This window comes from Pseudohalioglobus lutimaris (genome assembly GCF_002866825.1).
GTDB lineage: Bacteria > Pseudomonadota > Gammaproteobacteria > Pseudomonadales > Halieaceae > Halioglobus > Halioglobus lutimaris.
Genome location: NZ_PKUS01000010.1, coordinates 69,228 through 94,316, shown reverse-complemented (window position 1 = coordinate 94,316; position 25,089 = coordinate 69,228). Strand labels below are relative to the sequence as shown.

The window sequence follows — 25,089 nt, the reverse complement described above, 5'->3', positions numbered from 1 at the left end:
TGGTTCACAGCACGTTTTGTTGAACGCCACTCCCGGCGCCCAGGTAATCTCTTACATAACACTGCCGCTTGCTGGCGGTGATATCAGCGCCGGGGAATGGTACTCCATCTCCCTTTTTGGTAGTGTCGCAGCACCTGGGGCTGACGACGACGCTGTTATTTGTCTGATTCTGTGTCCCGGCAGGCATTGCTGCTCGGTTTCAATTACTGTCGAATTAGCTGGGTTAGGGCGGGTTCAATCCGCAGTGAAGACCCATGCTTCGACTTCCGTTGTGCGGCGTTATAGCTGACGGTACCTTGCATCTATTCTCTGGCAGGCCCAATCTTCGTCAGGCAGGCGCTCCATTTATTTCGGGATATTTCCACCCGGGAGCTACAGCACGCGGCGAAGTATACCGACTACCCAAAGAAAACTAAACAAATTCCGAGAGTTATGTCAGAGACTGAACAAACAAAGCCAGCTGTCCGCCATCTCCTGGTCGAGGAGAATTCCTCTGGCCAGCGACTGGACAACTTCCTTACCCGTGAGCTGAAGGGGGTCCCACGTACCCGGCTCTACAAGGCGCTGCGCAAGGGCGAGATTCGGGTGAACAAGGGCCGGGTGAAGGCGGATTATCGCGTGGCGGCAGGCGATCTGGTCAGGATTCCCCCACTGCGAGTGCCCGCTGCCTCAGATCCGCCCTCCATCCCGCGTTCTCGCGCTGAGCAGTTGTCACAACGCATCGTTTATGAAGATGCGTCGCTGCTGGTCATGGACAAGCCCTCGGGTCTGGCCGTCCATGGCGGCAGTGGTCTCAGCTACGGTCTCATTGAATGCCTGCGGCAAATGCGCCCGGATGATCGCTATCTTGAGTTGGTGCACAGACTGGACCGGGATACCTCAGGTCTGATTCTTGTCGCCAGGCGTCCTGCTGCTCTACGTGAATTGCACAGGCAGTTGCGTGAGGACAAGGTGGATAAGCGCTATCTGGCGCTGGTCGCCGGTAAATGGCCGCGAACGCTAAAGCGGGTGGAGGCGCCATTGGAAAAGAACGTACTGCAATCCGGTGAGCGCATGGTGCGCGTTTCCCGCGATGGAAAGAAATCAGTGACCGAGTTCGCTGTCGTTGAGCGCTTTTCCAGGGCGACGCTGATCGAAGCCAAGCCGATCACCGGGCGCACGCATCAGATCCGCGTCCATGCACAGCACGCCGGGTTTCCTCTGTTGGGAGACGTGAAATACGGTTCAGAAAAGGGGGAGTCATTGTGCCGACAGATTGGTTTGAAGCGCCTGTTCCTGCATGCCTGGTCACTGCGTTTCAGTCTGGCTGAAACGGGTAATCTGGGCTTGCAGGCAAAGCTCGAAAATGATCTAGAACGTGTGTTAGATAATCTTCGCAACTAGATGAAAAATATCATTATATTTGACTGGGATGGCACCCTGTGTGATTCGGCGCAGCACATTGTCCAGGCCCTGCAGGAGGCGGCGGGTGAGGTCGGCTTCGCCATTCCTGCAGATGAAGATGCCCGCGATATTATCGGCCTCGGATTGCCGCAGGGGGTTGAGAAGTTGTTCCCGGAGGCGCCGGAGGGGCTGCGCCAGGAGTTCGAGAAGGCCTACTCACGCCATTATATTGCAGCCGAAGACGCCCCGCCGAGGCTGTTTCCCGGCGCGGTTGAGACCCTGCACGCCATCAAGGGCCGGGGACTCGAGCTGGCAGTTGCTACTGGAAAAAGCAGGCGCGGCCTGAATCGTATTCTTGCGCTGTTTGGGTTGAGTGATTTTTTCCACACCACGCGCTGCGCGGACGAAACCCGCTCCAAGCCGCACCCGCTGATGATAGAGGAGATCCTCAAAGAGCGGGACATAGCCGCTCATCGAGCGCTGATGGTGGGTGATACGGAGTATGATCTGGAAATGGCGACCAACGCCGGGGTTGCTTCCGCGGGCGTTACTTTCGGGGTGCACAGCCCGGGGAGACTGCGGGCTCATGGCCCGCTCGCCATTGTCGATACCTTGCCCGAGCTATTGGACCTCCCGTTCCTGGCCAAATATTGACAGAGTTTGGCTTGCCCGTGAAAGCATGGCATCAGGCCTATGCGTCCCCAAGCACGTCGAACCCTGCCTGGCGCAGCAGCCGGCACGTGGCGATCAGGGGTAGGCCCTCCAGCGCCGTCGGGTCATCTCCTTCAAGTCGGGAAAACAGGGCAACACCCAGTCCTTCGCATTTGAAGCTGCCGGCGCAGTCATAGGGCGTTTCCTTGTGGAGGTAAATGTCTATTTCCCTGGCGCTCAGCTTGCGAAAATGTACGGTGAATTTTTCAACCAGGCTGTAATCGCAGTTCACCCCGACCAGCGCGACCGCCGTATAAAAGTCCACCGACCTTCCTGAGCTGGCTTGCAACTGCGACGCTGCTGCCGCGTGGTTGCCGGGTTTGCCGATCAGGCTGCCGTCGATACTGGCTACCTGGTCGCTGCCAAGCACCAGTGCCCCGGCATTGCGCTCTGCTACTGCGTGGGCTTTTGACCTGGCCAATCGCAGCGCCAGTGCCTGCGGCTGCTCTCCGGGTACAGGGGATTCATCGGTCGCAGGTGCATCGCAGCGAAAGGGTATTTGTAGCCGTGACAGCAGTATTCTGCGATACGGTGAGGAGGACGCGAGAATGAGTTCCATGTACGATCCCTCAAGCCTGTTAATAAGTGGGTGAACTACTTGTATTTTATAGAATTTTTTTTGACAAAGGGGGGTTGCGTCACTATGATGCGCGCCTATGTTGACTGAGCCCCTTCCCAACACGCTGGACGTCCGCAAGGCGGCAGCGCGAGGTGCGAACGTCAGCGGCACGCTGGGCGCCGTAAAACTGCCCCGTTTTCAGGCCTTACTGGCCGATGAAAGTGGGGCGATTGATGCCTACCTGGCGTTTTCCCGGGACGAGGAAGACCGGGCGGTGATTGCACTCAAATTCGAGGCCGACGTCTCTGTAGAGTGCCAGCGCTGTCTGCAGTCCATGCCTCTGCACCTGGCGGGTGAAAATACCCTGGCTATCGTCTGGACAGACGAGCAGGCCAGGCACCTTCCCCGGCACCTGGAACCGTTGATTGTGACAGGGGAGGGCTATAATTTGTGGGAACTGGTCGAGGAGGAGCTGATGCTTGCTCTGCCCGCATTCAGTTACCACGACACAGAAGATTGTTTACAGATACTGTCCGAATATGCCGAGCCGGCTCCTGAACAGGAGAAGGGCGATAAAAAGCCTAACCCCTTCGACGTACTGGCACAGTTGAAACAGGATACTTAAATCAGGAGTTCGTCATGGCTGTTCAAAAAAGTAAGAAAACCCGCTCTCGTCGCGGAATGCGTCGCTCACACGATGCGCTGTCCGGTTCCACTCTCTCAGTAGACCAGACATCCGGTGAAACTCATCGTCGGCACCATATCAGTGCAGACGGGTTTTACCGCGGCAAGAAAGTCGTCGATACCGGCGCTGACGACTAAGTACACCTTTTGCGTTCACTCGTAACGCATGGCTTAAAAGCGAAGACGCAGGTCTACGCAACCCTGGCAGCGCTTCCGTTCGGAGCGCTGTCAACATTCTTGTCTCCCCAATATTCCAGGCACCAGACCTACGCCCTTTCGGGCCCAGGCATGCTGGCTCTTTGCCCGCGCGCGGGTGTATCTGTTGCTCGACTCGATGTCTACACTCCCGGTATCTTCACTAAATCAGGAAAACACCATGTCTGAAAAACCTACCGCTTTTGTCTTTCCCGGGCAGGGCTCCCAGAAAGTGGGCATGCTGGCTGCAGCTCACGCCGAATACAGTTCAGTGCGCGACACTTTTGCTGAGGCATCCGCGGTTCTGGGCTACGATATGTGGGAGCTGATCCAGCACGGCGAACAGGATGCGCTTAACCTTACCGAGACAACGCAGCCGGTGTTGCTGAGCTCTTCAGTGGCGCTTTGGCGCGCATGGCAGGAGCAGGGCGGTGCCGCACCGGCGTTAATGGCAGGGCATAGCCTCGGTGAGTTTTCCGCATTGGTTTGTGCGGGGGCACTGGCCTTTGCAGATGCGGTCAGCCTGGTGCGACAGCGTGGCCAGTTCATGCAAACTGCGGTGCCGGTCGGTGAGGGCGCCATGGCCGCTATTATCGGTCTGGATGACGATCGAATCAACGAAATCTGCGCGGCGACCGAGGGTGTGGTCGCTGCTGTAAATTTCAATTCCCCCGGGCAGGTAGTGATTGCCGGATACACCGCTTCGGTGGAGTCAGCGATCGCCGCATTGAAGGAGGCGGGTGCGAAACGCGCCATGCCGCTGCCGGTCAGTGCGCCTTTCCATACGCAATTGATGCGGCCGGCGGGTGACCGCCTCGCCGAGGCGATGGCAACGATTGAAATCAGTGTTCCTGCGATACCCGTGGTGCACAACGTCAATGCCACCACAGAGACAGACCCGGATAAGATTCGCGACCTGCTGGTGAAGCAGATATACAGTCCTGTTCAGTGGACCGGTTGCGTCAGGGCCATTATTGATAATGGGATTAAGGATATTGTTGAGTGTGGCCCCGGCAAGGTGCTCAGTGGCCTTAATCGGCGTATCGACAAAGCGCTTGTAAGCTATTCCCTGGAAGAGCCCGAAGTACTGGCGGCCGCCCTGAAAGAACTCGCCTGACACAAACCTGTAATGGAGAAACCGCATGAGTGAAGAAAAAAAGGTAGCACTGGTAACTGGTGCCAGCCGCGGTATTGGCCGGGCCATCGCTGAACAACTGGCGACGGATGGCTATACCGTTATCGGCACCGCGACGAGTGAGGGTGGTGCCCAGAGCATTTCTGATTATCTGCAAGCTGCGGGTAATCAGGGTTGCGGCATGAAGCTGGATGTAGCGGACGAAGACAGCGTGACCAGCGTTGTGAAGTCTGTCTCAACAGAGTTTGGTGCACCGTTGGTACTGGTGAATAATGCTGGCATCACCCGGGACAATATCCTCATGCGTATGAAAGGTGACGAGTGGAGTGATGTAATCGAAACCAATCTCAGCGCGCTCTACCGGGTAAGCAAGGCCTGCTTGCGCGGCATGACCAAGGCACGCTGGGGGCGAATTGTTAATATTACTTCCGTCGTCGGCTCCATGGGCAATATCGGTCAGAGTAATTACGCCGCGACCAAGGCCGGTGCGGAAGGGTTTTCCCGTGCGCTTGCCAGGGAACTGGGTTCACGCTCGGTTACGGTCAACTGCGTCGCCCCGGGTTTTATCGATACAGATATGACGCGAGAGTTGTCTGATGAGCAACGCGCACTGATGCTTGGCCAGATCCCTCTGGGTCGACTGGGTGCGCCAGAGGAAATTGCCGCTGTAGTGGGATTTTTGTGCAGTGAGGCCGCGGGCTATATCACGGGCGAGACTCTGCATATAAATGGCGGCATGTATATGGCTTAAGCCGCTGAAATAAAAAGAGTTCTAATCAACGGAAGAGCGCGCGAAAAAAAATTTATTACTCGAGCAAAAAACAGAGTAAAATGCGCGTTCAGGCCGTCTTCCAAGGTTTGACAAAGCACTAAATTCAGGAGTAATAAATAATCATGAGCAGCATTGAAGAACGCGTTAAGAAAATCGTCGCAGAACAACTTGGCGTGAAAGAAGACGAAGTGCAGACCGAGGCCTCTTTTGTAGAGGACCTGGGAGCTGACTCCCTGGATACGGTGGAGCTGGTGATGGCGCTGGAAGAAGAATTCGAAACTGAAATTCCGGACGAGGAAGCCGAGAAGATCACCACCGTGAAGCTGGCGATCGACTACATTAACGAAAACCTCGCTTAAGTCACCAACCCCCACTGAAGCCGTTTCTATTTTTTATAGAGCGGCTTTTGTTATTTATGGTTGCTGAAAAATCATTTGCAGAGGAGGTGCTGAGTTGAACGGCAGAAGAGTCGCTGTCACCGGGCTGGGCATGGTAAGTCCCATTGGGCATACCGTCGCTGAGACCTGGCAAAATATTCTCGCTGGCAAGAGTGGTGCCGCGCCTATCGAGGCGTTTGATGTATCCGCATACAGCACACAATTCAGCGCCAGCGTGCGCGATTTCGATATCTCCCCTTATATTGCGGCTAAAGATGCACGGAAAATGGACACATTTGTCCAGTACGGAATGGCCGCTGGTATTCAGGCCCTGGAAGACAGCGGCTACGAGGTTAACGATGCCAACGCCTCGCGTATTGGCTGTGCCATCGGTTCCGGGATAGGCGGCATCGGGCAGATTGAGAAAAACACGACGATTGTTAATACCTCAGGGCCACGCAGAATTTCGCCGTTCTTTGTGCCAGGGTCAATTATCAACATGATTTCCGGCAACCTGTCTGTGCGTTTCAACATGCAGGGCCCCAACCTCGCCGTAGTGACCGCCTGTACCACAGGAACACATAATATCGGACTGGGCGCGCGTCTTATCGCTCAGGGTGATGCAGACGCCATGCTGGTGGGTGGTGCGGAAATGGCCACCACACCCGTTGGCCTCGGTGGTTTTGCTGCGGCCAGAGCGTTGTCCACTCGCAATGATGACCCGGCAGCTGCCTCAAGGCCGTGGGATAAAGACCGCGATGGCTTCGTTCTCGGCGATGGCGCCGGCGTTATCATGCTGGAAGAGTACGAGTCAGCCAAGGCGCGCGGCGCGAATATTTATGCCGAACTGACAGGCTTCGGAATGAGCGGTGACGCCTATCACATGACGTTGCCGCCAGAAGATGGCCGCGGGGCTGCTGCCTCAATGGCCAACGCTATTCGTGACGCCGGTGTCCCGCTCGATAAAATAAATTATATCAACGCTCATGGTACGTCCACGCCCGCTGGTGATGTCGCCGAGAGTCGCGCTGTCGAAGCGGTACTCGGGAATGCCGCCGGGCAGGTAGCGGTGAGCTCTACCAAATCCATGATCGGCCATCTCCTGGGGGCCGCCGGCGCTGTTGAAGCCATCTTCTCTGTGCTGGCTATTCGAGATCAGGTTTGCCCGCCTACCATCAACCTGGACAACCCTGATGAGGGCGCAAATTTGAATTATGTGCCCCATACGGCGCAAGAGCGTGAGATTCACAGTGTGCTTTCAAACTCTTTCGGTTTCGGTGGCACCAACGGTTCCCTGTTGTTCAGCAAAGCTAACTGAGTTTGGTGGTGAGGCCTTCCCCGGCGATCTGGGTAGACGGTGAGCCGGCGACTGCATTGCCTATCCCGGATCGTGGGCTGGATTTTGGGGACGGCCTTTTCGAAACCTTGTTGGTGAGACAGGGTCAGCCGGTTTTACTCGACTATCACCTGCAGCGCCTGCAACACGGTATCGAGGCGCTCGCCTTTCCCGATTGCCTGCCACGGGCACGCGATCATCTGGCAAGTGCCTGTAAACAGCTGATCGGCACGCCCTGGGCCGCACTCAGACTGACCGTCACCCGGGGTGCGGGCCCACGAGGTTATGCTCCCCCCGAGCGGGTTGTCCCGCGAACCATTATTACCTCGGCACCATTGCAACAGGATCGTGATGAACTATCGGCCCCCATAACCCTGGGTTGGGCAGAGGTCGCCTGGTCCATCCAGCCGCGCCTGGCCGGTATCAAGCACCTGAACCGGCTGGAACAAGTGCTGGCGGCAAATGAAGCGCGCGCACTGGGCGTCGATGAGGTGGTGATGCTCGATGCGAGAGGGCTGGTATGCTCAGTGTCCGCTGCAAACCTGTTCCTGGTCGAGGATGGACGCCTGCTTACGCCGTCACTGGAGTATGTGGGTATTGCCGGCACGCGCAGGCGCCTGGTGATAGAACAACTGGCACCAGCGCTGAATATCGAAGTGGTGCAACGCGATGTTCACGCCGCGCAACTGGAGCAGGCCGCCGAGTTGTTCTGCTGCAATGCCATCCGTGGTCTGCAACCGGTTTCCAGGCTGGGTGAGCAGCATTGGCAGGACCACCCCGTTTGCTCCGCGTTGCACGCAGGCTATCGAGAAGCGGTGGCGTGCTGAAAAAGCTTTTTCTTCTGTTACTGCTAGCGGTGATCGGCCTGGCGTTCTTTGCTTATACCGAGCTACAAAACCGCTGGCAGCTCCCCTTGAATATCCCGCAGGACGGTTACCGGCTCAGTATTGGCCCCGGCGAGAGCCTGCGCAGTGTTGCCGGACGTTTGCGCCAGGAGGGCATTTATGCTGACGACTGGCTATTGCGCGCATATGCCAGGCAGACCGGCGCAGACCAGCAGATAAAACGCGGAGAGTATTTGCTCAAACCGGGCACAACGCCTGTTACGTTGCTGGACCTGTTGACCAGCGGAAACGTAATTCGATACCAGGTGACCCTGCCAGAGGGGATTACTCTGGCGCGGGCGATAATGATCCTCAGTGAGGAGGGCGCTCTGGAGCATGAACTTTCTGGGCCAGAAGATGCTCGCATCAGGCAGCTGGTCGCTCCTTTTTCCAGCGGAGAGGGTTGGTTCTTCCCTGATACCTATCAATTCGAGCGCGGCGCATCGGATTGGCAGATTCTGCAGCGCGCACACGCTGTAATGACAGAGGTGCTGGAGCAGGAGTGGCAGCAGCGCGCGGATAATTTGCCGTATCAGTCTCCCTATGAGGCGCTGATCATGGCCAGCATTGTTGAGCGTGAGACAGGCATGCCCCAGGAACGTGGGCAGATCGCCGGTGTCTTTGTGCGCCGGTTGCAGCGCAACATGCGTTTGCAGACGGACCCGACAATCATCTATGGCCTGGGTGAGGAATTCGACGGTAACTTGCGCCGTGTTCACCTCAGGGATGAAAGCAACCCGTTCAACACCTATCGACATAGCGGGCTTCCACCCACGCCGATTGCACTTCCCGGCAGAGCGGCTATCCATGCTGCACTGCAACCTGAAGATGGCAAGACGCTGTTTTTCGTGGCGCGTGGAGACGGTGGCCATTACTTCAGCGAAACCCTTGCCGAGCATGAACGGGCCGTGCGTAAATACCAGCTGCAACGTAGGCAGGACTACCGCTCCGCCCCGGGGAATCAATAAGATATAAAATGGAATCAAGAGGCTTGTTTATCACCGTCGAGGGAGTTGAGGGTGTTGGTAAATCGACCAACATGCGCTTTCTCGAGGAGCAGTTACGTGACCGCGGGATAAACCTGGTGGTCACTCGCGAACCCGGGGGCACCGCCCTTGGTGAGGACATTCGCGAGGTTCTGTTGCGCCCCCGGCCGGAACCGGTCGCTGCCAGCGCGGAATTGTTGTTGATGTTCGCCGCCAGGGCCCAGCACATCAACCAGGTGATAGAGCCAGCTCTGGCAGCCGGGTGCTGGGTGTTGTGTGATCGGTTTACCGATGCGACCTACGCCTATCAGGGCGGCGGGCGACAGCTACCCGTAGAGATGATTCGCGACCTGGAGCGCCTGGTACAGGGCGATTTGCGACCTGACTACACGCTGTTGCTGGACGCCCCCGTGGATGTGGGGCTATCCCGGGCTGGTGACCGTGGTGAACTGGATCGCTTTGAGCAGGAGCAGCTGGGGTTTTTTGAGAGAGTGCGCGCTACCTATTTGCAACTGGCGAAGGAGGGCGGAGGGCGTTACCACATAATCGATGCCGCATGCCCCTTAACGGAAGTACAGCAGCAACTTGAAGAAGTCTGCCATGAATTGGCCACCTGCTGGGGCGTGCGCCTGAGATGATGGAGTTAAGCGGACTGCCGGCTATCAGTGCTCCTTTACCCTGGCATGCGTCAGTCTGGTCCCGCTTCAACAGGCAGTTACAGGACGCCACACTGCCGCATGCGCTGATGCTCGCCGGCCCGTCTCACTGTGGCAAGGCGCGCCTGGCGCTGGCATTGTCCCGGCTGTTGCTTTGCAAGGCCCCCAGTGGCGGCCTTAATTGCGGAGAGTGCCATGCGTGTGAACTGAGCGCCAGCGGCAGTCACGGTGATTGGCGTTGGCTGCAGCCCGAGGAGAAGAGTCGTAATATCAAAATTGACCAGGTGCGCGATGCTGTAGGCTTCGCCACCCGCACCTCCAGCTTCGGCGCTCGCAAGGTGATGGTGTTAGCGCCGGCCGACGCGATGAATGCCAATGCGGCAAACGCGCTGCTCAAGTCCCTGGAGGAGCCGTCGCCGGGAACATTCCTGCTGCTGGTCTGCGACCAGTTGCACAGTGTGCCCGCAACCATACGCTCTCGCTGCCAGATTGTTCGACTCCCCGGGCCGGAGCTGGCAGTTTCCCTGGAGTGGCTGGACAAGGCGACGGGAGACCGTGAGGAGAGCGCGCGTCTGCTGGAACTGGCGGAAGGTATGCCCCTGTTGGCGGAAGCGATGTGTGGGCGTAGCGATGCCGAGCAATTGATCGCGCTGCGCGTCGCCTGCCGTGGCCTGGTAGCGGGCAAGCTGGATGTGTTTGAGGCATCAGGCATGCTGGCGGATGCTCCAGCCGCGGAAGTGCTGGACCAGATCGCTGCGGCCGTGCGGGCTGTGCTCCGCGGAGCCAGCCGGGCAATGCTTACCAGTGCGCGCGGACAGGCCCTGTTTGGCTTGCTCGATGCCGTGACCGACGTGCAACGCGCCTTGCGGGGCGGAGCCAACCCCAACCGCCAGCTGATGACTGAGGTTTTACTGGAAAAATTGCATTCGATATTGGGTGATGAAGGGGCTGGTGTTAGTATCGAAAGCGGATCTGGGAGATAGACAACATGAGCCAGCAGGGCGGACAAAACAGCCGCAACGGTATTCTTTCATTGACCATCAAGGACAAGGCGGTTCTCTATTCCGCCTATATGCCTTTTTTGCAAAACGGTGGCCTGTTTGTGCCCACGAATAAGGCCTATTCGCTGGGGGATGAGGTTTTTATGCTGCTCACCCTCATGGATGAGCCAGAAAAAATCCCAATCGCCGGTAAAGTGGTATGGGTCACACCCAAGGGCGCACAGGGTAACCGCACTGCCGGAATAGGCGTGCAGTTCAGCGAGCAGGATGCGGCGGCTAACGCAAAAATAGAGAATCACCTGGCGGGATCATTGAGCTCTGATCGGCCTACCCATACCATGTAACACTTGTCCCGGTATTTAGATAGCGCTCGTAAGGTATTGTTATTTATTGTTTTTGGCTAAAAAAATGGGCCCCGAAAGGGGCCCACCAAGACCATTAGGAGTGAAACATAAGGGAATTGCTTCCCTTCGAGAGCATTGGGTATGCCCCCGCGACCACCCGACTAAACTAGGGGATAGGCAGTCACAAGCTAAGTATCGCTCAAATTCGGTAATTTTCCACATTCCATTGAGTCGTTTTTATCATATTTGGGAATATCGATATCAATTTTAATTCCAAAACAGTTTCCTTCTGCGTGAGAATGCGACTTTGAGCCCTGCATCCGCGCAGGTGGACTTCCTGGATCATGGCGCCGGGGAGCCCCTTGCCGCCTTTGGCCAATGGCTCTCTGCTCGCCCACGGGGCAGGATTCTGTTAGTCGACTTCGAATTGGATTCCTGGTGGCTGCAGGTCACAGTGAAGCAGTCTTTGACGGCTATCTATCACTGCGATCTCAACGGCAGTGTATACGCCGCGGTGACAGACCGTGCTTTGGAGGTCGAACAGGCGTGCGCCGCCGCGCAAGTAGAGCAATGGGCTCAAACGCATCATTTGGCTTTCTTCAAACCAGGCCAGCCTCTGCTGTTGCAGCCGGTGAATATCGATAAACCCTGGGGGCAGGAAATATGGTTTACCGGCGTGGAGGAGCGCGGTGTCTGCTGTTTTACCGACGGTCAGTTCGGGGCCCCGGTTCCCTGGGTACAGGCGGTCATGCCGGAGGCTGCTGCGGGAAAGCCAGGCACGCCACTGATTCTATTGAAGATCCTCGACCCTTTTCCTGAGGAGGTTCGCGGCGACCTCTATTTTGAATTGCATGAGGAGAAGCGCGAGGTCTATGTGGTGACGCACGTGGATGAGAGCGCATGGCCCAGCGGTATTGGCGGCATCCGCTTTGGCTTTGATCCGGCGAAGATTGCGCAAGCCCGCAGCGAGGAGGCATTTCGTCAGGACTATCTTTCAGCTGTGCAGCAATACGAGGCTGTGCGCAGGGAGATCGATGCGCTGTCGACAGAGACAGCGCCAGACCCGGAGCTTCGCCAGCGGGAGCATAAACTGCGCACCCGGATGGATGCGTTTACGCGGACACGTGACCTGCGCGTTGGTGATGTAGTGGTGGTCCCCTTGCTGATGCCGCACTCACTGCAGCATGGCGTACGCACAATAGAGTTTCAGACGCCCGTGTACGAGCGGCGGATTTTGTCCTTTGCCCAGGAGGTGCTTACCCAGGGGCACTGGGATACGGCGGCAGCGGTCGCCAGAATGCGCCTTTTGCCCCCTCACGAGACCCCCTTTGATGAATTGCCAGCCAGTCACGGCGTCACGGTGGAGAGGATCGTGGACTTTCCAGATTTCGAGGTTCGTCGGTTTTTCATCGAGGCAGGTTGCAGCGAGGAATTGCGACTATCAGAGAGCTACGGACTGATCATGGTCGTGAGGGGCGACCTCAGTGTTGGCGACCTGCAGTTGGGGGCGGAGCAGGCGGCTTTTCTACCCCTGAATAGCGTCCTTGATCTCAAGCCTGCAGAGCCCGATAGCCCGCTGGTTTTATTGCTGGCAATACCGTGCGGTTGAGCGGTTGAACCGGCTCCGGGTTTGTGGCAGAATCTGCGCCCTTGCGACACCCTCCAGTCTCCAGTGCTGAACTCGCTTACTGCCTACGAATCAAATGGTTAGCTGGCAAAAGCTCCAGCATTTTCTAGCAGAAGACGGGCGTGTCTCATTAAGCGGAAGTGGCGAAATTGGTATACGCGCTGGTTTTAGGTACCAGTGCCGCAAGGCGTGAGAGTTCGAGTCTCTCCTTCCGCACCAAATTCCGAGCGGTGCCGACGTCTGGTCGGACCGACGAAAAACAAGGGGTGTAACAGCGCCCCGCATCTGGACACTGATGAGGAAATACCATGCAGGTTTCAATTGAAACGACTTCTGGCCTGGAGCGTCGTCTGACCGTTGGCGTACCCGCAGCGCGTGTTGACAGCGAAGTGGATGAGCGCTTGAAAAAAGCAGTCAAAAATGTGCGTATGCCTGGCTTTCGTCCCGGTAAAGTGCCAATGAAAGTCATGCGCCAGCGTTACGGTGAAGGCGTGCGCCAGGAAGTGCTGGGTGAGGTGATGAGCCAGTCCTTCCAGGAAGCGGTTATCCAGGAGCAGCTGCGTCCCGCGGGACAGCCCAGCATTGAGCCCAAATCACTCGAGGCGGGTAAGGATCTGGAGTACATCGCGACATTTGAAGTCTTTCCCGACGTCGAAGTGTTCGAGATGAAAGACTTCGACGTAGAAAAGCCGGTGGCCGTGGTGACTGAGGAAGACATCGATAACATCATCGAGGTATTCCGTAAGCAGCAGGGCGCCTGGCAATCGGTAGAGCGTGCTGCGATTGAAGGCGACAAGGTAAATCTCGATTACGCCGGCACCAAAGATGGAGAAGCCTTCGAAGGAGGCAGCGCGGAGGGCTCTGATCTGGAACTGGGATCGGGCCGTATGATACCAGGATTCGAGGACGGTATTGTCGGTATGAGCGCCGGTGATGAGAAAGTGCTTGAACTGACCTTCCCCGAGGACTATCACAGTGAGGACCTGCAGGGCGCGTCTGTTGAATTCAAGGTCAAGGTCAACACCATTGAAGAAATGGTACCGGCGGCGATGGATGAGGAGCTGTTCTCCAAGTACGGCGTGGAAGAGGGTGGAGAAGAGCAGTTCCGCAAGGAAGTCGGCGAAAATATGGCTCGCGAGCTCAAGAACGCTGTAGAGGGCAAGGTCAAGCAGCAGGTTATGGATGCGGTTATAGCCGCCCATCAGAGCGTCGAAATTCCCAAGGCGTTGATCGCTCAGGAGGTGGAAGCGCTGAGGAACCAGATGTTCCAGCAATTCGGCGGTGCCGCAGGGCAGGACCTGGACCTGAAATCGCTGCTCCCGGACGATATGTTCACGGAGAACGCAGAGAAGCGGGTTAAGCTGGGCCTGGTGCTGTCAGAATTGATCAATCAATTCGAGCTCAAGGCTGACCCTGAAAAGGTTCGCTCGACGATCGAGGAGATGGCCTCCACCTACCAGGAGCCGGAAGAGGTGATTAACTGGTACTACTCGAACCAGGAGCAATTGGCCTCAGTCGAGTCCAAAGTCCTTGAAGACCAGGTGGTTGAAAAACTGCTGGAGGGTGCCAAGATAACAGAGAAGGAGTGCAGTTATCAGGATGCCATTGCGCCAGCAGCGCAGGAAGCCTGAACCAGCTGACGCCCTATGGGCGGTGAAACCACCGTCCTATCACATCAATAATTAACAGGGATATCAGGCGATGTCATTGCAACCAGACGGGCGCAACAACCAAACAATCAACAACCTCGGCCTGGTGCCGATGGTGGTGGAGCAAACTGCGCGGGGAGAGCGCTCCTACGACATTTACTCCCGGCTGTTGAAGGAACGGGTGATCTTCGTCGTCGGTCCGGTCGAGGACCATATGGCTAACCTGATCGTGGCGCAGCTGCTCTTCCTGGAATCGGAAAACCCGGACAAAGACATACACCTCTACATCAACTCCCCGGGTGGAGCGGTGACAGCTGGCCTGTCTATCTACGACACCATGCAGTTCATCAAGCCCGATGTCAGCACCATGTGCCTTGGCCAGGCGGCCTCAATGGGGGCGTTTCTGCTCTGTGGCGGAGCTCCTGGCAAGCGTTTTTGCCTGCCCAATGCGCGGACCATGATTCACCAGCCCTCTGGCGGCGCTCAGGGCCAGGCCACGGATATCGAGATCCAGGCCAAGGAAATCCTGATTATGCGTGAGCGCCTGAATCAGTTGATGGCAGAGCACACCGGTCAGACCCTGGAGGTCATCGAGCGCGATACTGAGAGGGACCGCTTCATGAATGCCGAGGAGAGCAAGAGCTACGGTTTAATTGATGAGGTTGTGACCAGCAGGTCAGGTGCAAGCTAAAACGCGCCAATAACCTGCTTTTCAGGCCGGTCGGGACTTGCAAAAGCCCCAAAAAAACATCATCGTAACGCGCATGATGAAGACTTTTATTAGATTATCGCGTAGGGCGACTTAATGAGTGACGAAACCACGACATCTGGCGACGACGGCGGCAAGCTGCTGTACTGCTCCTTCTGCGGCAAAAGCCAGCATGAAGTGCGCAAACTGATCGCCGGTCCCTCGGTATTCATCTGCGATGAGTGCGTCGATCTCTGCAATGACATCATTCGCGAGGAAGTAGCCGAAAGTGGCAGTGACGCCCCGCAGGATCACCTGCCTGTGCCGCAGGAAATCAAGGCTATCCTTGACGAGTATGTGATCGGGCAACGCCGTGCCAAGAAAGTCCTGTCGGTGGCGGTGTACAACCACTACAAGCGACTTCGTCACGGCCAGAATCGTGGTGATGACGTCGAATTGGGTAAAAGTAATATCCTGTTGGTGGGGCCCACCGGGTCAGGTAAGACATTGCTCGCTGAAACATTGGCCCGATTACTTGATGTGCCTTTCACCATCGCCGACGCCACAACGCTCACCGAGGCGGGGTATGTCGGCGAAGACGTGGAAAATATCATCCAGAAGTTGTTGCAGAAGTGCGACTACGACGTGGAGAAGGCGCAGGTCGGTATTGTCTACATTGACGAGATCGACAAGATTTCCCGTAAATCAGATAATCCGTCCATCACCCGCGACGTCTCCGGGGAAGGTGTACAGCAGGCGCTACTGAAGTTGATTGAAGGTACCGTCGCGTCCGTGCCTCCCCAGGGGGGGCGTAAGCACCCTCAGCAGGAATTCCTGCAGGTGAATACCGCCAACATCCTCTTTATCTGCGGCGGCGCGTTTGCCGGGCTGGATAAGGTAATCCGGAACCGCTCCGAGAAAGGCGGAATTGGCTTCGGCGCTGAAGTTAAAAGCAAAGACGAGACCAGTAACGTTGGCGAGTTGCTGTTTGAACTGGAACCGGATGATCTGGTCCAGTACGGCCTGATTCCCGAGTTCGTCGGTCGACTGCCGGTCATTGCAACGCTGGAAGAACTGGACGCAGATGCCTTGGTGCAAATTCTGACAGAGCCTAAAAACTCGCTTACCAAGCAGTACAGCAAGCTGTTTGAAATGGAAGGGGTAGAAGTGGACTTCCGGGAAGACGGTCTGCGTGCAATCGCCGAGAAAGCCATGGAGCGCAAGACCGGCGCCCGCGGATTGCGGTCGATTCTGGAAGGTGTTCTGTTGGATTCCATGTATAACATTCCCTCGCGCGATGACGTCAGCAAGGTTGTTATCGACGAGTCGGTGATTCGGGGAGACTCGGAGCCCCTGCTGGTATACCAGAACAACGAGCCGGCCGCTCGTACTGCCTCGACCGAAGAATAGGGTCGAACTACGCTCTTTCCGGGGTGCGGCATCCCCCGGGACAGGCCGCCGGGCTTGCAATTTCAGGTGGTGACCCCACTTAAGAAGTCAGCAAGCCGTTTCCCGACCAACCCGGAGATTTTTATGGGTTCATCCTCTGTCATCGAACTACCCCTCCTGCCACTGCGTGATGTTGTCGTATATCCGCATATGGTTTTGCCGCTATTCGTTGGTCGTGAAAAGTCCATCGAGGCGCTTGAGGATGCCATGGCCAACGACAAGCAGGTGTTGCTTGTCGCCCAGCGTAATGCAGCCGACGATGATCCGGGCACTGACGATATCTACCAGGTCGGTACGGTTTCCAATATTCTGCAATTGCTCAAGCTGCCCGATGGCACCATCAAGGTTTTGGTAGAGGGCGGATTTCGTGCAGCTGTGGACAGTGTTGACGATGATGGCTCTTTCGCGGTGGCTGCGGTCCGGGAAATCCTCAGTGACGACATCCCGGAGAGTGAAGTCGAAGGCCTACTGCGCTCTACCAATACGCAATTCGAAAAATATGTAAACCTGAGCAAGAAGGTGCCGGCTGAAGTGCTGACGTCACTGACCGGCATTGACGAGCCCGGACGCCTCGCAGATACCATCGCCGCGCACATGAGCGTAGATCTGGACGAAAAGCAGCGCATCCTGGAGATCTCTGGAATTCGCGCTCGACTTGAGCACCTCATGGGACTCATGGAGGCAGAAATAGACCTGTTCCAGGTCGAAAAACGGATCCGCGGCCGGGTCAAGAAACAGATGGAGAAGAGCCAGCGGGAGTATTACCTCAACGAACAGATGAAGGCCATCCAGAAAGAACTTGGGGAGATGGACGAGGCTCCCAATGAACTGGACGAGCTGCAAGCGCGCATCGAGGACGCCAAGATGCCAACAGAGGCCAGGGAGAAGGCCGAGGCAGAGCTTGGCAAGCTGAAAATGATGTCTCCCATGTCTGCCGAGGCCTCGGTAGTGAGAAGCTATATCGACTGGATGGTCACCGTCCCCTGGGCCAAGCGCAGCAAGGTTAAGCATGATCTCAAGCGTGCCACCCAGGTGCTGGATGAAGACCACTATGGCCTGGAAGAAGTGAAGGACCGTATTCTGGAATACCTCGCAGTGCAGAAACGCGTGCGCAAGGTAAAGGGGCCGGTGCTTTGTCTGGTAGGCCCTCCCGGCGTCGGTAAAACATCACTGGGCGAGTCAATTGCGAGGTCCACCAATCGCAAGTTCGTGCGAATGGCACTGGGCGGAGTGCGTGACGAGGCTGAGATACGCGGTCATCGCCGAACCTATATTGGCTCAATGCCTGGCAAGTTGCTGCAGAAGATGGCCAAGGCCGGTGTCAGGAATCCACTATTCCTGCTGGATGAAATCGATAAGATGGGCATGGATCACCGCGGCGACCCCGCTTCGGCGATGCTCGAAGTGCTGGACCCGGAGCAGAATCACGCGTTCAATGACCATTACCTGGAGGTTGATTACGACCTCTCCGACGTCATGTTCGTCTGTACGTCAAACACCATGAATATTCCAGGTCCGCTGCTGGACCGTATGGAAGTTATCCGTATCCCCGGCTACACGGAAGATGAAAAGCTGAATATAGCCCAGCGCTACCTCGCGCCAAAGCAGCTGAAGCTGAATGGCTTGAAGAAAGACGAGTTGTTCATTTCCGAGGAAGCCGTCACCGACATCATTCGCTACTACACCCGGGAAGCAGGCGTGCGTGCACTCGAGAGAGAGATTGCTAAAGTGTGCCGTAAAATGGTGAAGGCCATCACCCTGGAAGAGGCTGAGGGAGGCACTACGGTCACGCCGGAGATGCTTAGCGATATACTGGGCGTGCGCAAATTCAACTTCGGTATCGCCGAGGAAGAGAACAAGATTGGTCAGGTAACCGGGCTGGCGTGGACGTCTGTAGGTGGTGAGCTACTCACCATAGAAGCAGTTGCCGTGACTGGTAAGGGAAGACACGTGAAGACTGGCTCTCTCGGCGATGTCATGCAGGAATCAATTCAGGCGGCGACAACCGTTGTGCGCAGTCGCTCGCAGCTTTTGGGTATCCCCGCAGACTACCATGAGAAACATGACGTACACATCCACGTTCCAGAGGGTGCAACACCCAAGGACGGACCCAGTGCCGGTGTCGCTATGTGCACAGCCCTGGTTTCAGTGCTGACCGGCATTGCCGTGCGAGCGGATGTGGCCATGACTGGCGAGATTACCCTGCGTGGAGAGGTTCTGCCCATCGGCGGCCTCAAGGAGAAATTACTCGCGGCCCGGCGTGGCGGTATCAAGACCGTCATCATTCCCAAGGAAAACGAGCGCGACCTGAAAGAAGTGCCAGATAACATCACCAAAGACCTCGACATAAAGGCGGTAAAGTGGATTGACGAGGTGCTATCCATTGCTTTGGAATCCATGCCAGAGCCTCTTAGCGACGAGGAGTATCTGGCAAGTTCCGTCGGCAGCGCCGGAGAGGGTACGGATGATGAAAAAAATCGCATAAATACGCATTAACAGGGCGGTTCCCGGTTGACCGGGATTCCCGCTCTGGTATAAAGTCTTGCGTCTGCCAGCAGCGCCCAAATGCAGCCATGGCAAGGGCTACAGCTAATCGCCTGCCCACACAAATAACTGAATTCTTTGCCCATTCCGGGCGATAAGACACGATAGTCGACCAATATTCCAAGGGGATAAGTGTGAATAAAACTGAACTGATAGACGCAATTGCAGCAGCAGCGGATCTACCCAAGGCCTCAGCCGGCCGCGCTCTTGACGCGGTGGTAGAAAGCATCACCGACGCGCTGAAGAAAGGAGACCAGGTATCACTGGTCGGCTTCGGTACCTTTTCGGTGAAGCATCGCAGCGCCCGCACCGGCCGCAATCCGCAAACCGGTGCCACCATTGAGATTTCTGCGTCCGAAGTACCCAGCTTTAAAGCCGGCAAAGCGCTGAAGGATGCCGTTAACTCCTGACGCATTACTGTACTGTCACCAGGCGACGATCCAGACAGGGTCCAAGTAGTGACACCTTGAAAAAATGAAAAGGCGCACTATCCGGTGCGCTTTTTTTTTAGTTGTCGAGAGAATATCCCATGCTTCAAGACATACGCGCCAACGCCCAGGGCACCGTTGCCAAGGTAATCGTCGGCCTGATAGTGATTGCCTTCTCCCTGTTCGGTATCGAATCCATATTGCTTGGCGGCAGTACCAATGCTGTCGCTGAGGTTAACGGTGAAGAAATCGGTCCGCAGGAACTGCAGCAGGCTGTGAATACCCAAAAGCGCCAACTGTTGGCGATGATGGGGGATGACATCAGGCCCGAGCTGCTGGACGACGAGTTGCTCAGCCAGCAGGCTATGCAATCGCTCATCCAGCGAAAGTTGTTGGTGCAGTCTGCGCAAAATATGGGGCTGACTATTTCCGATGCCCAGGTAGGCGCTATTGTTGGTGGCATGGAGGAGTTTCAACTGGATGGCCAGTTTTCTGCTGAAATGTACAGGGCGAGGCTGGCTGACGCCGGCTTCACGCCCACGTCATTCAAGCAGGCCATGAGCGATGACCTGATCATGGGGCAGGTGCGAAGCGGGCTGGCCGCCAGTGAGTTTGCGACGCCGGCTGAGATGGAGCTAAACGCACGTGTCGCTGGCGAGCAACGCGACCTGCGCTACCTGACCATTCCAATGGAAAAGTTCAGCGCCGCCGGTGAGGTAAGCGATGCGGACGTACAGGCCTACTACGCGGAGAACTCACAACAGTTTCTCGCTGAGGAAACCGTAACACTGGATTACATCCAGTTGCGGGCGGAGGACTTTATTCAGCCGGTAGATGAGCAGGTGATCCTGGAAGCCTATGAGGCAGAAACGCGGGTCGGACAGTATGCGACCGAAAACCGTGTTGCCCACATTCTCTTTGAGCAGGAGGGAGAAGAGAGCGCGGAGGCCTTCCAGCAGCGTATAGCTGAGGTGACCGCCAGACTCGAAGCGGGAGATGATTTTGCCGAACTGGCAGCTGAATTTTCGGATGACGTAGGATCCAGGGCATTCGGAGGTGAGCTCGGCTTCACTAGTGGAGATACTTTCCCGGAAGCTATGGAGGAGGCTATTTCCTCCATGGAGGTGGGTCAGATATCTTCTCCAGTGGAGACAGAGGCAGGTACGCACCTGATCCTGTTGCAGGAACGGCGCGAGGGCGTTGCACCTTCGCTGGACGAACTGCGTCCCAGGTTAGAAGAGCAAATCGCATTAAGCGAAGCGCGCGTGGAACTGCTGCGCACCGTAGAGACACTGAAAGACCTCAGCTTTAATGCCGACAACCTCAATGAGCCAGCGCAGGAACTGGGCCTGGAAGTTGCCGGGGCCGAACGCATTAGCCGGAATCAAAGCGATGGCCTCTTTGCTAACACGTTGCTCCTGGATGCGGCCTTCACGGAAGACGTGCTCAATGCCGGGCATAACAGTGATGTGATAGAGATAGACCAGAACACATGGGTGGTGTTGCGCGTGCGGGAGCATTTCCCGACCGAGGTCATGCCGCTGGAACAAGTGCGTGAGCAGATTGTTGCTGCGATTGTAGAGACGCGTGCCCGGGCCGCGGTTGAGGCTGCAGCGACGGACGTGGTGAAGGCTTTGCGTGCCGGAGACAGTGTGGAAGAAGTAGCGGTTAGCTCCGGTTACGAATGGCAGGTGGAGCTGGCGGCAGACAGACGCAACCCGGTCCTGCCACGAGAGTTGCTGTCCGGTGCGTTCCAACTGGCGCCGCCAGAGGAGGGCGCTTCTGTGATCGAGTACGTGCTGACCAACAACGGTGATGCGCTGGTGTATGAAGTCGCCCGGGTGACGCCCGGCGCGCTGGATGCGCTGCCGGAGGCTGAGCGCACCGCATTGCAACAAATGGTTGGAGGCGAATACGGCCAATTGGTCGATAACGAATACCGGCAGGGTCTGCGAGACACAGCCGAAATCAACATACTTTAAGCAAGCGTACCCGAGGTAAGCATGGCCAAACAGATTCTCACACTCAACCAGATCTCCCTGAAAGGCCTGGAGCGGCTGCCGCGCGATTGCTACGAGATCGCCAGTGAGTTTTCTCAACCTGACGCGATACTGCTGCGCAGCCATAAGCTTAAAGCTGAGGATATTCCTGAATCAGTGCTGGCTATCGGCCGGGCCGGAGCGGGTACCAACAATATACCTGTGGCCGAGTGCAGCGCGCGCGGTATACCCGTTTTCAACTCCCCCGGTGCCAATGCCAATGCGGTCAAGGAACTGGTTGCGGCGGGGCTGTTGTTGGGCTCCCGCGGGATTATCGAAGGGATACAGTACGTCGACACCCTGGCCTCCATCACTGATAAGGCCGAAATGAACCAGGTGCTCGAGGCACACAAGAAGAACTTCAAGGGCAGCGAGCTCGTTGGCAAGACCCTGGGGGTTGTCGGTCTGGGTGCTATCGGCTCCATGGTGGCTGAAATGGCGTTGACCATGGGTATGGACGTTGTCGGCTACGATCCGGCACTGTCAGTTGAAGCCGCCTGGAGACTGTCCAGCCAGGTGCGCAAGGCAGATACGCTGTCCGCGCTGTTTGCTCGCTGTGACTACATCACCCTGCACTTGCCGGTCCTGGACTCTACTCGTGGGCTGATTAATGCGGAATTACTCTCAGCCGTGCGCGAGGGAACTTGCCTGCTGAATTTTGCCCGTCAGGAGATCGTTGATGAAGATGCCCTGGTGGAGGCTCTTAATGGTGGCAACTTGCGCAAGTATATTGCCGATTTTCCCGCACCTGCGTTGATTGGGCGCAAAGACGTTATTCTTATGCCGCATATAGGTGCCAGTACCGATGAAGCGGAAGACAACTGTGCCATCATGGCGGCAGACCAGATCAGGGACTTTCTGGAAAACGGTAATATATGTAACTCGGTGAATTTCCCGAACCTGGTACTTGAACGGGTCACCGGCTGCCGCCTCTCTGTTACCAACGCGAATGTTCCGCGGATTCTGGGTAGTCTGTTGTCTATCCTTGCAGATGACGATATTAACGTGATCGATATGCTTAATAAGAGCCGGGATGAAATTGCCTACAACCTTATTGATATCGAATCACACGCGTCCGACGAGGTGCTTGAAAGGATGAGGGCACTTGATGGCGTTGTGAATGTTCGCCTGATCGGCGACTGCGACTGAGTCCCCGCAAAAGCGATGGCTGACCAGCTGGATAAGATAAGCGACCAGCTCAAGGATGAGCAGGGGCGTAATTTTGATTCACCACCTCTACATCTTTGGAACCCGGCGCTGTCCGGAGATATTCCTATTCGTATTGCTGCTGATGGCACCTGGTATCACCAGGGCGATCCTATAATCAGGGAGTCACTGCGTAACCTCTTTGCCAGCATATTGCGCAGGGAGGATGACGGCGAGTACTACCTTGTTACGCCAGCCGAGAAATGGCGCATCCAGGTTGAGTTACACCCGTTACTGGTCACTGATGTCGAGCCGCGGGAAGATACGCTGTTACTCACGCTCAATACCGGCAGGACACTTACAGTGAGTGAGGATCATGCGTTGTTTCTCGAGCCCCGTGTTGAAAATGTAGCCGCGGTTAACCTCTGGCATGGTCTGACCGCGTTATTCTCCCGCAGCGCCTGGTATCGCCTTGTCGGCCTGAGTAATGACCATGGGGTGGTGTCCAGCGGTTCTTTTCGTCTACAGCTAAGGTAAAGCCACCACCGTTGAGTCGTGAAACGTCCACGCATAAAAAAGGCGGGACACGGCCCGCCTTTCGTGAGTTGGTCGACCGCTACATATTCGGGTAGTTGGGGCCACCAAAGCCTTCGGGCGTTACCCAGACAATATTCTGCGAGGGGTCCTTGATATCACAGGTCTTGCAGTGCACGCAGTTCTGCGCGTTGATCTGGAAACGCTGCCCCTGTTCATCCTCGACGATCTCATATACACCCGCAGGACAGTAGCGCTGCGCAGGCTCATTCCACTTGGGCAGGTTAACAGCAAGTGGAATACCGGGGTCTTTGAGCGTCAGGTGACAAGGCTGGTCTTCTTCATGATTGGTGTTTGACAGAAACACCGACGACAGTCGGTCGAAACTGATCTTGTTATCCGGTTTCGGGTAGTCGATCTGCTTGCTCTGCGCTGCAGGCTTGAGTGCTGCGTGATCGGGCTTTTCGTCCTTGAGGGTGAATGGCATCTTGCCTTTGAAGATAGTCTGGTCGATCCACACCAGGGCCGACCCGATGAGGAAGCCGAACTTGTGCATGAAGCCGGAGAAATTACGCGTGGTGTAAAGCTCCTCGTAGGCCCATGACGCCTCGAATTTCTGCGCGAAAGACTCCAGGTCAGCGGGGCGGGAATCCCCCTGCATGATGGCCTCCACGACGGCCTCAGCCGCCACCATGCCGCTCTTCATGGCAGTGTGGTTGCCCTTGATCTTCACCGAGTTGAGCGTCCCCGCTTCACAACCGATCAACAGGCCGCCCGGGAAATGCATTTTGGGGAGGGAGTTGTATCCCCCCTTGGTAATGGCGCGGGCGCCATAGGTCAGCCGGGTACCGCCTTCCAGGTGCTTGCTGACGGTAGGGTGGTGCTTCCAGCGCTGAAACTCCTCGAACGGGCTCAGGTTAGGATTGGAATAGCTAAGGTCGGTAATCAGGCCCAGGTAGACCTGGTTGTTTTCAGCGTGGTAAAGAAAGCCACCCCCCGATGCACCATTCTCAGACAGCGGCCAGCCCAGCCCATGTTCAACCAGGCCTTCCTCGTGGTTGGCGGGGTCGATCTCCCAGATTTCCTTAATTCCGATACCGTAGTGCTGAGGCGCCTTGTCTGAGTCCAGAGAGAAGTGCTCGATCAGTTGCTTGCCCAAATGACCGCGGCAGCCCTCGGCAAACAGCGTGTATTTGGCATGCAGTTCCATACCAGGCATATAGCTGTCCTTTTGCTCGCCGGTGGCACTGATGCCCATATCACCGGTGGCGATGCCTTTGACGCTGCCGTCCTCGTGGTAGAGGACTTCTGCGGCGGAAAAACCGGGATATACCTCTACACCCAGCCCCTCGGCCTGTTCGGCCAGCCAACGACATACGTTACCCATGGAGACGATATAGTTGCCGTCATTGTGCGTCGGCTTGGGAATGGCGAAGCCGGGTAGGGTGATGGCGCCGGTCGCGCTGGTATAAAGATAAAACTTGTCGCCGGTTACCTTGGTCGCCAGCGGCGCACCCATTTCCTGCCAGGTGGGGAACAACTCGTCGAGGGCGCGCGGTTCAAGTACGGCACCCGAGAGTATGTGCGCGCCGACCTCGGAGCCTTTTTCTACCACGCATACGGTGATTTCCTGCTCCTTTTCCTTGGCAAGTTGCATTACGCGACAGGCGGCGGACAGGCCCGCAGGGCCTGCACCGACGATCACAACATCAAATTCCATAGCTTCGCGTTCCACAGCGGTGTCCTCTCTTCTGGCGGGCCGGTTCAGGTCAGGTCCTGACTCAGGTCCTGACAATGCCTCCGAGTGTATTGGGGCTGAACTGCCCGATTAGCAAATACGTTCGAAAAACGGCGGCAAGTATATAATTTTACTAGATAAAAAACTATCACGCCGGTGAATCACTGGAATAGTTGATCTGGCTCATTTGGTCTGTTTTCCTGTCTCCGATTGCTATTGACCAG

At 56.5% G+C, this 25,089-nt stretch carries 24 protein-coding genes and 1 tRNA gene; 23 read left to right on the top strand and 2 right to left on the bottom strand.

Translation table 11 applies throughout. From position 1 onward, the window contains the following. The first annotated feature begins 432 nt into the window (after window positions 1–432). Entirely contained in the window at window positions 433–1,383 is a 951-nt protein-coding gene (gene rluC / locus C0039_RS09870; RefSeq protein WP_076001270.1) for a 23S rRNA pseudouridine(955/2504/2580) synthase RluC, read from the top strand. Then, on the top strand, window positions 1,384–2,037 hold the full coding sequence (locus tag C0039_RS09865; protein ID WP_101517972.1) for an HAD-IA family hydrolase: 654 nt from the start codon (window positions 1,384–1,386) through the stop codon (window positions 2,035–2,037). 37 nt (window positions 2,038–2,074) lie between these two features. Here C0039_RS09865 and C0039_RS09860 read toward each other — a convergent pair whose 3' ends face one another. Next, a complete protein-coding gene (locus C0039_RS09860) occupies window positions 2,075–2,653 on the bottom strand; it encodes a Maf family protein (RefSeq protein WP_101517971.1) in 579 nt (192 codons plus the stop codon). Between the two features lie 97 nt (window positions 2,654–2,750). Here C0039_RS09860 and C0039_RS09855 point away from each other — a divergent pair, with 97 nt between their 5' ends. The 21 genes from C0039_RS09855 to C0039_RS09755 all read left to right on the top strand — a co-directional run bounded on the left by C0039_RS09855 (window position 2,751) and on the right by C0039_RS09755 (window position 23,130). Next, window positions 2,751–3,278 (top strand): YceD family protein, encoded by a 528-nt coding sequence (locus C0039_RS09855; protein WP_076001273.1) that lies wholly within the window; start codon window positions 2,751–2,753, stop codon window positions 3,276–3,278. A gap of 14 nt (window positions 3,279–3,292) precedes the next feature. Next, window positions 3,293–3,475: a 50S ribosomal protein L32 gene (gene rpmF, locus C0039_RS09850; RefSeq protein WP_076001274.1), complete on the top strand. Its 183-nt coding sequence runs from the start codon at window positions 3,293–3,295 to the stop codon at window positions 3,473–3,475. 238 nt (window positions 3,476–3,713) lie between these two features. Continuing rightward, window positions 3,714–4,649, top strand: coding sequence for an ACP S-malonyltransferase (gene fabD / locus C0039_RS09845; protein ID WP_076001275.1), 936 nt, complete (start codon window positions 3,714–3,716; stop codon window positions 4,647–4,649). Between the two features lie 25 nt (window positions 4,650–4,674). After that, window positions 4,675–5,418, top strand: coding sequence for a 3-oxoacyl-ACP reductase FabG (fabG, locus tag C0039_RS09840; RefSeq protein ID WP_101517970.1), 744 nt, complete (start codon window positions 4,675–4,677; stop codon window positions 5,416–5,418). Window positions 5,419–5,561: 143 nt separating this feature from the next. After that, a complete protein-coding gene (acpP, locus tag C0039_RS09835) occupies window positions 5,562–5,798 on the top strand; it encodes an acyl carrier protein (RefSeq protein ID WP_076001277.1) in 237 nt (78 codons plus the stop codon). Window positions 5,799–5,892: 94 nt separating this feature from the next. Then, window positions 5,893–7,134 carry a beta-ketoacyl-ACP synthase II gene (fabF, locus tag C0039_RS09830; protein ID WP_076001278.1) on the top strand — a complete coding sequence of 414 codons (1,242 nt, stop codon included), beginning with the start codon at window positions 5,893–5,895 and terminating at the stop codon, window positions 7,132–7,134. A gap of 8 nt (window positions 7,135–7,142) precedes the next feature. Continuing rightward, on the top strand, window positions 7,143–7,979 hold the full coding sequence (pabC, locus tag C0039_RS09825; RefSeq protein ID WP_165787089.1) for an aminodeoxychorismate lyase: 837 nt from the start codon (window positions 7,143–7,145) through the stop codon (window positions 7,977–7,979). Continuing rightward, window positions 7,973–9,004, top strand: coding sequence for an endolytic transglycosylase MltG (mltG, locus tag C0039_RS09820; RefSeq protein ID WP_076001279.1), 1,032 nt, complete (start codon window positions 7,973–7,975; stop codon window positions 9,002–9,004). The genes pabC and mltG overlap by 7 nt, the downstream gene beginning before the upstream one ends. Window positions 9,005–9,012: 8 nt before the next feature. Then, window positions 9,013–9,660 (top strand): dTMP kinase, encoded by a 648-nt coding sequence (gene tmk / locus C0039_RS09815; protein ID WP_076001280.1) that lies wholly within the window; start codon window positions 9,013–9,015, stop codon window positions 9,658–9,660. Then, window positions 9,657–10,661 (top strand): DNA polymerase III subunit delta', encoded by a 1,005-nt coding sequence (gene holB / locus C0039_RS09810; protein ID WP_076001281.1) that lies wholly within the window; start codon window positions 9,657–9,659, stop codon window positions 10,659–10,661. The genes tmk and holB overlap by 4 nt, the downstream gene beginning before the upstream one ends. A gap of 5 nt (window positions 10,662–10,666) precedes the next feature. Further along, on the top strand, window positions 10,667–11,023 hold the full coding sequence (locus C0039_RS09805) for a PilZ domain-containing protein (protein WP_076001282.1): 357 nt from the start codon (window positions 10,667–10,669) through the stop codon (window positions 11,021–11,023). A gap of 307 nt (window positions 11,024–11,330) precedes the next feature. Further along, complete coding sequence (locus tag C0039_RS09800; RefSeq protein ID WP_133125974.1) at window positions 11,331–12,632, top strand: hypothetical protein; 1,302 nt, start codon at window positions 11,331–11,333, stop codon at window positions 12,630–12,632. Between the two features lie 152 nt (window positions 12,633–12,784). Then, window positions 12,785–12,869 (top strand) — tRNA-Leu (locus C0039_RS09795). 89 nt (window positions 12,870–12,958) lie between these two features. After that, window positions 12,959–14,281, top strand: coding sequence for a trigger factor (gene tig, locus C0039_RS09790; protein ID WP_076001285.1), 1,323 nt, complete (start codon window positions 12,959–12,961; stop codon window positions 14,279–14,281). A 70-nt stretch (window positions 14,282–14,351) separates the two neighbouring features. Further along, on the top strand, window positions 14,352–14,990 hold the full coding sequence (gene clpP / locus C0039_RS09785; protein WP_076001286.1) for an ATP-dependent Clp endopeptidase proteolytic subunit ClpP: 639 nt from the start codon (window positions 14,352–14,354) through the stop codon (window positions 14,988–14,990). Between the two features lie 114 nt (window positions 14,991–15,104). Next, the gene (clpX, locus tag C0039_RS09780; protein ID WP_076001287.1) at window positions 15,105–16,397 is read left to right on the top strand and encodes an ATP-dependent Clp protease ATP-binding subunit ClpX; all 1,293 of its coding nucleotides are present in this window, start codon (window positions 15,105–15,107) and stop codon (window positions 16,395–16,397) included. A 123-nt stretch (window positions 16,398–16,520) separates the two neighbouring features. Then, window positions 16,521–18,932 (top strand): endopeptidase La, encoded by a 2,412-nt coding sequence (lon, locus tag C0039_RS09775; protein ID WP_076002397.1) that lies wholly within the window; start codon window positions 16,521–16,523, stop codon window positions 18,930–18,932. Window positions 18,933–19,114: 182 nt separating this feature from the next. Beyond that, complete coding sequence (locus tag C0039_RS09770; protein WP_076001288.1) at window positions 19,115–19,390, top strand: HU family DNA-binding protein; 276 nt, start codon at window positions 19,115–19,117, stop codon at window positions 19,388–19,390. 119 nt (window positions 19,391–19,509) lie between these two features. Further along, window positions 19,510–21,390 carry a SurA N-terminal domain-containing protein gene (locus C0039_RS09765; RefSeq protein WP_076001289.1) on the top strand — a complete coding sequence of 627 codons (1,881 nt, stop codon included), beginning with the start codon at window positions 19,510–19,512 and terminating at the stop codon, window positions 21,388–21,390. Window positions 21,391–21,411: 21 nt separating this feature from the next. After that, a complete protein-coding gene (locus tag C0039_RS09760) occupies window positions 21,412–22,596 on the top strand; it encodes a phosphoglycerate dehydrogenase (RefSeq protein WP_076001290.1) in 1,185 nt (394 codons plus the stop codon). Window positions 22,597–22,611: 15 nt separating this feature from the next. After that, window positions 22,612–23,130 carry a DUF1285 domain-containing protein gene (locus C0039_RS09755; protein ID WP_101517967.1) on the top strand — a complete coding sequence of 173 codons (519 nt, stop codon included), beginning with the start codon at window positions 22,612–22,614 and terminating at the stop codon, window positions 23,128–23,130. Window positions 23,131–23,209: 79 nt separating this feature from the next. On the opposite strand, the gene C0039_RS09750 is transcribed toward C0039_RS09755, so the two are convergent. After that, window positions 23,210–24,862 carry an electron transfer flavoprotein-ubiquinone oxidoreductase gene (locus tag C0039_RS09750; protein ID WP_076001292.1) on the bottom strand — a complete coding sequence of 551 codons (1,653 nt, stop codon included), beginning with the start codon at window positions 24,860–24,862 and terminating at the stop codon, window positions 23,210–23,212. Between the last annotated feature and the right edge of the window lie 227 nt (window positions 24,863–25,089).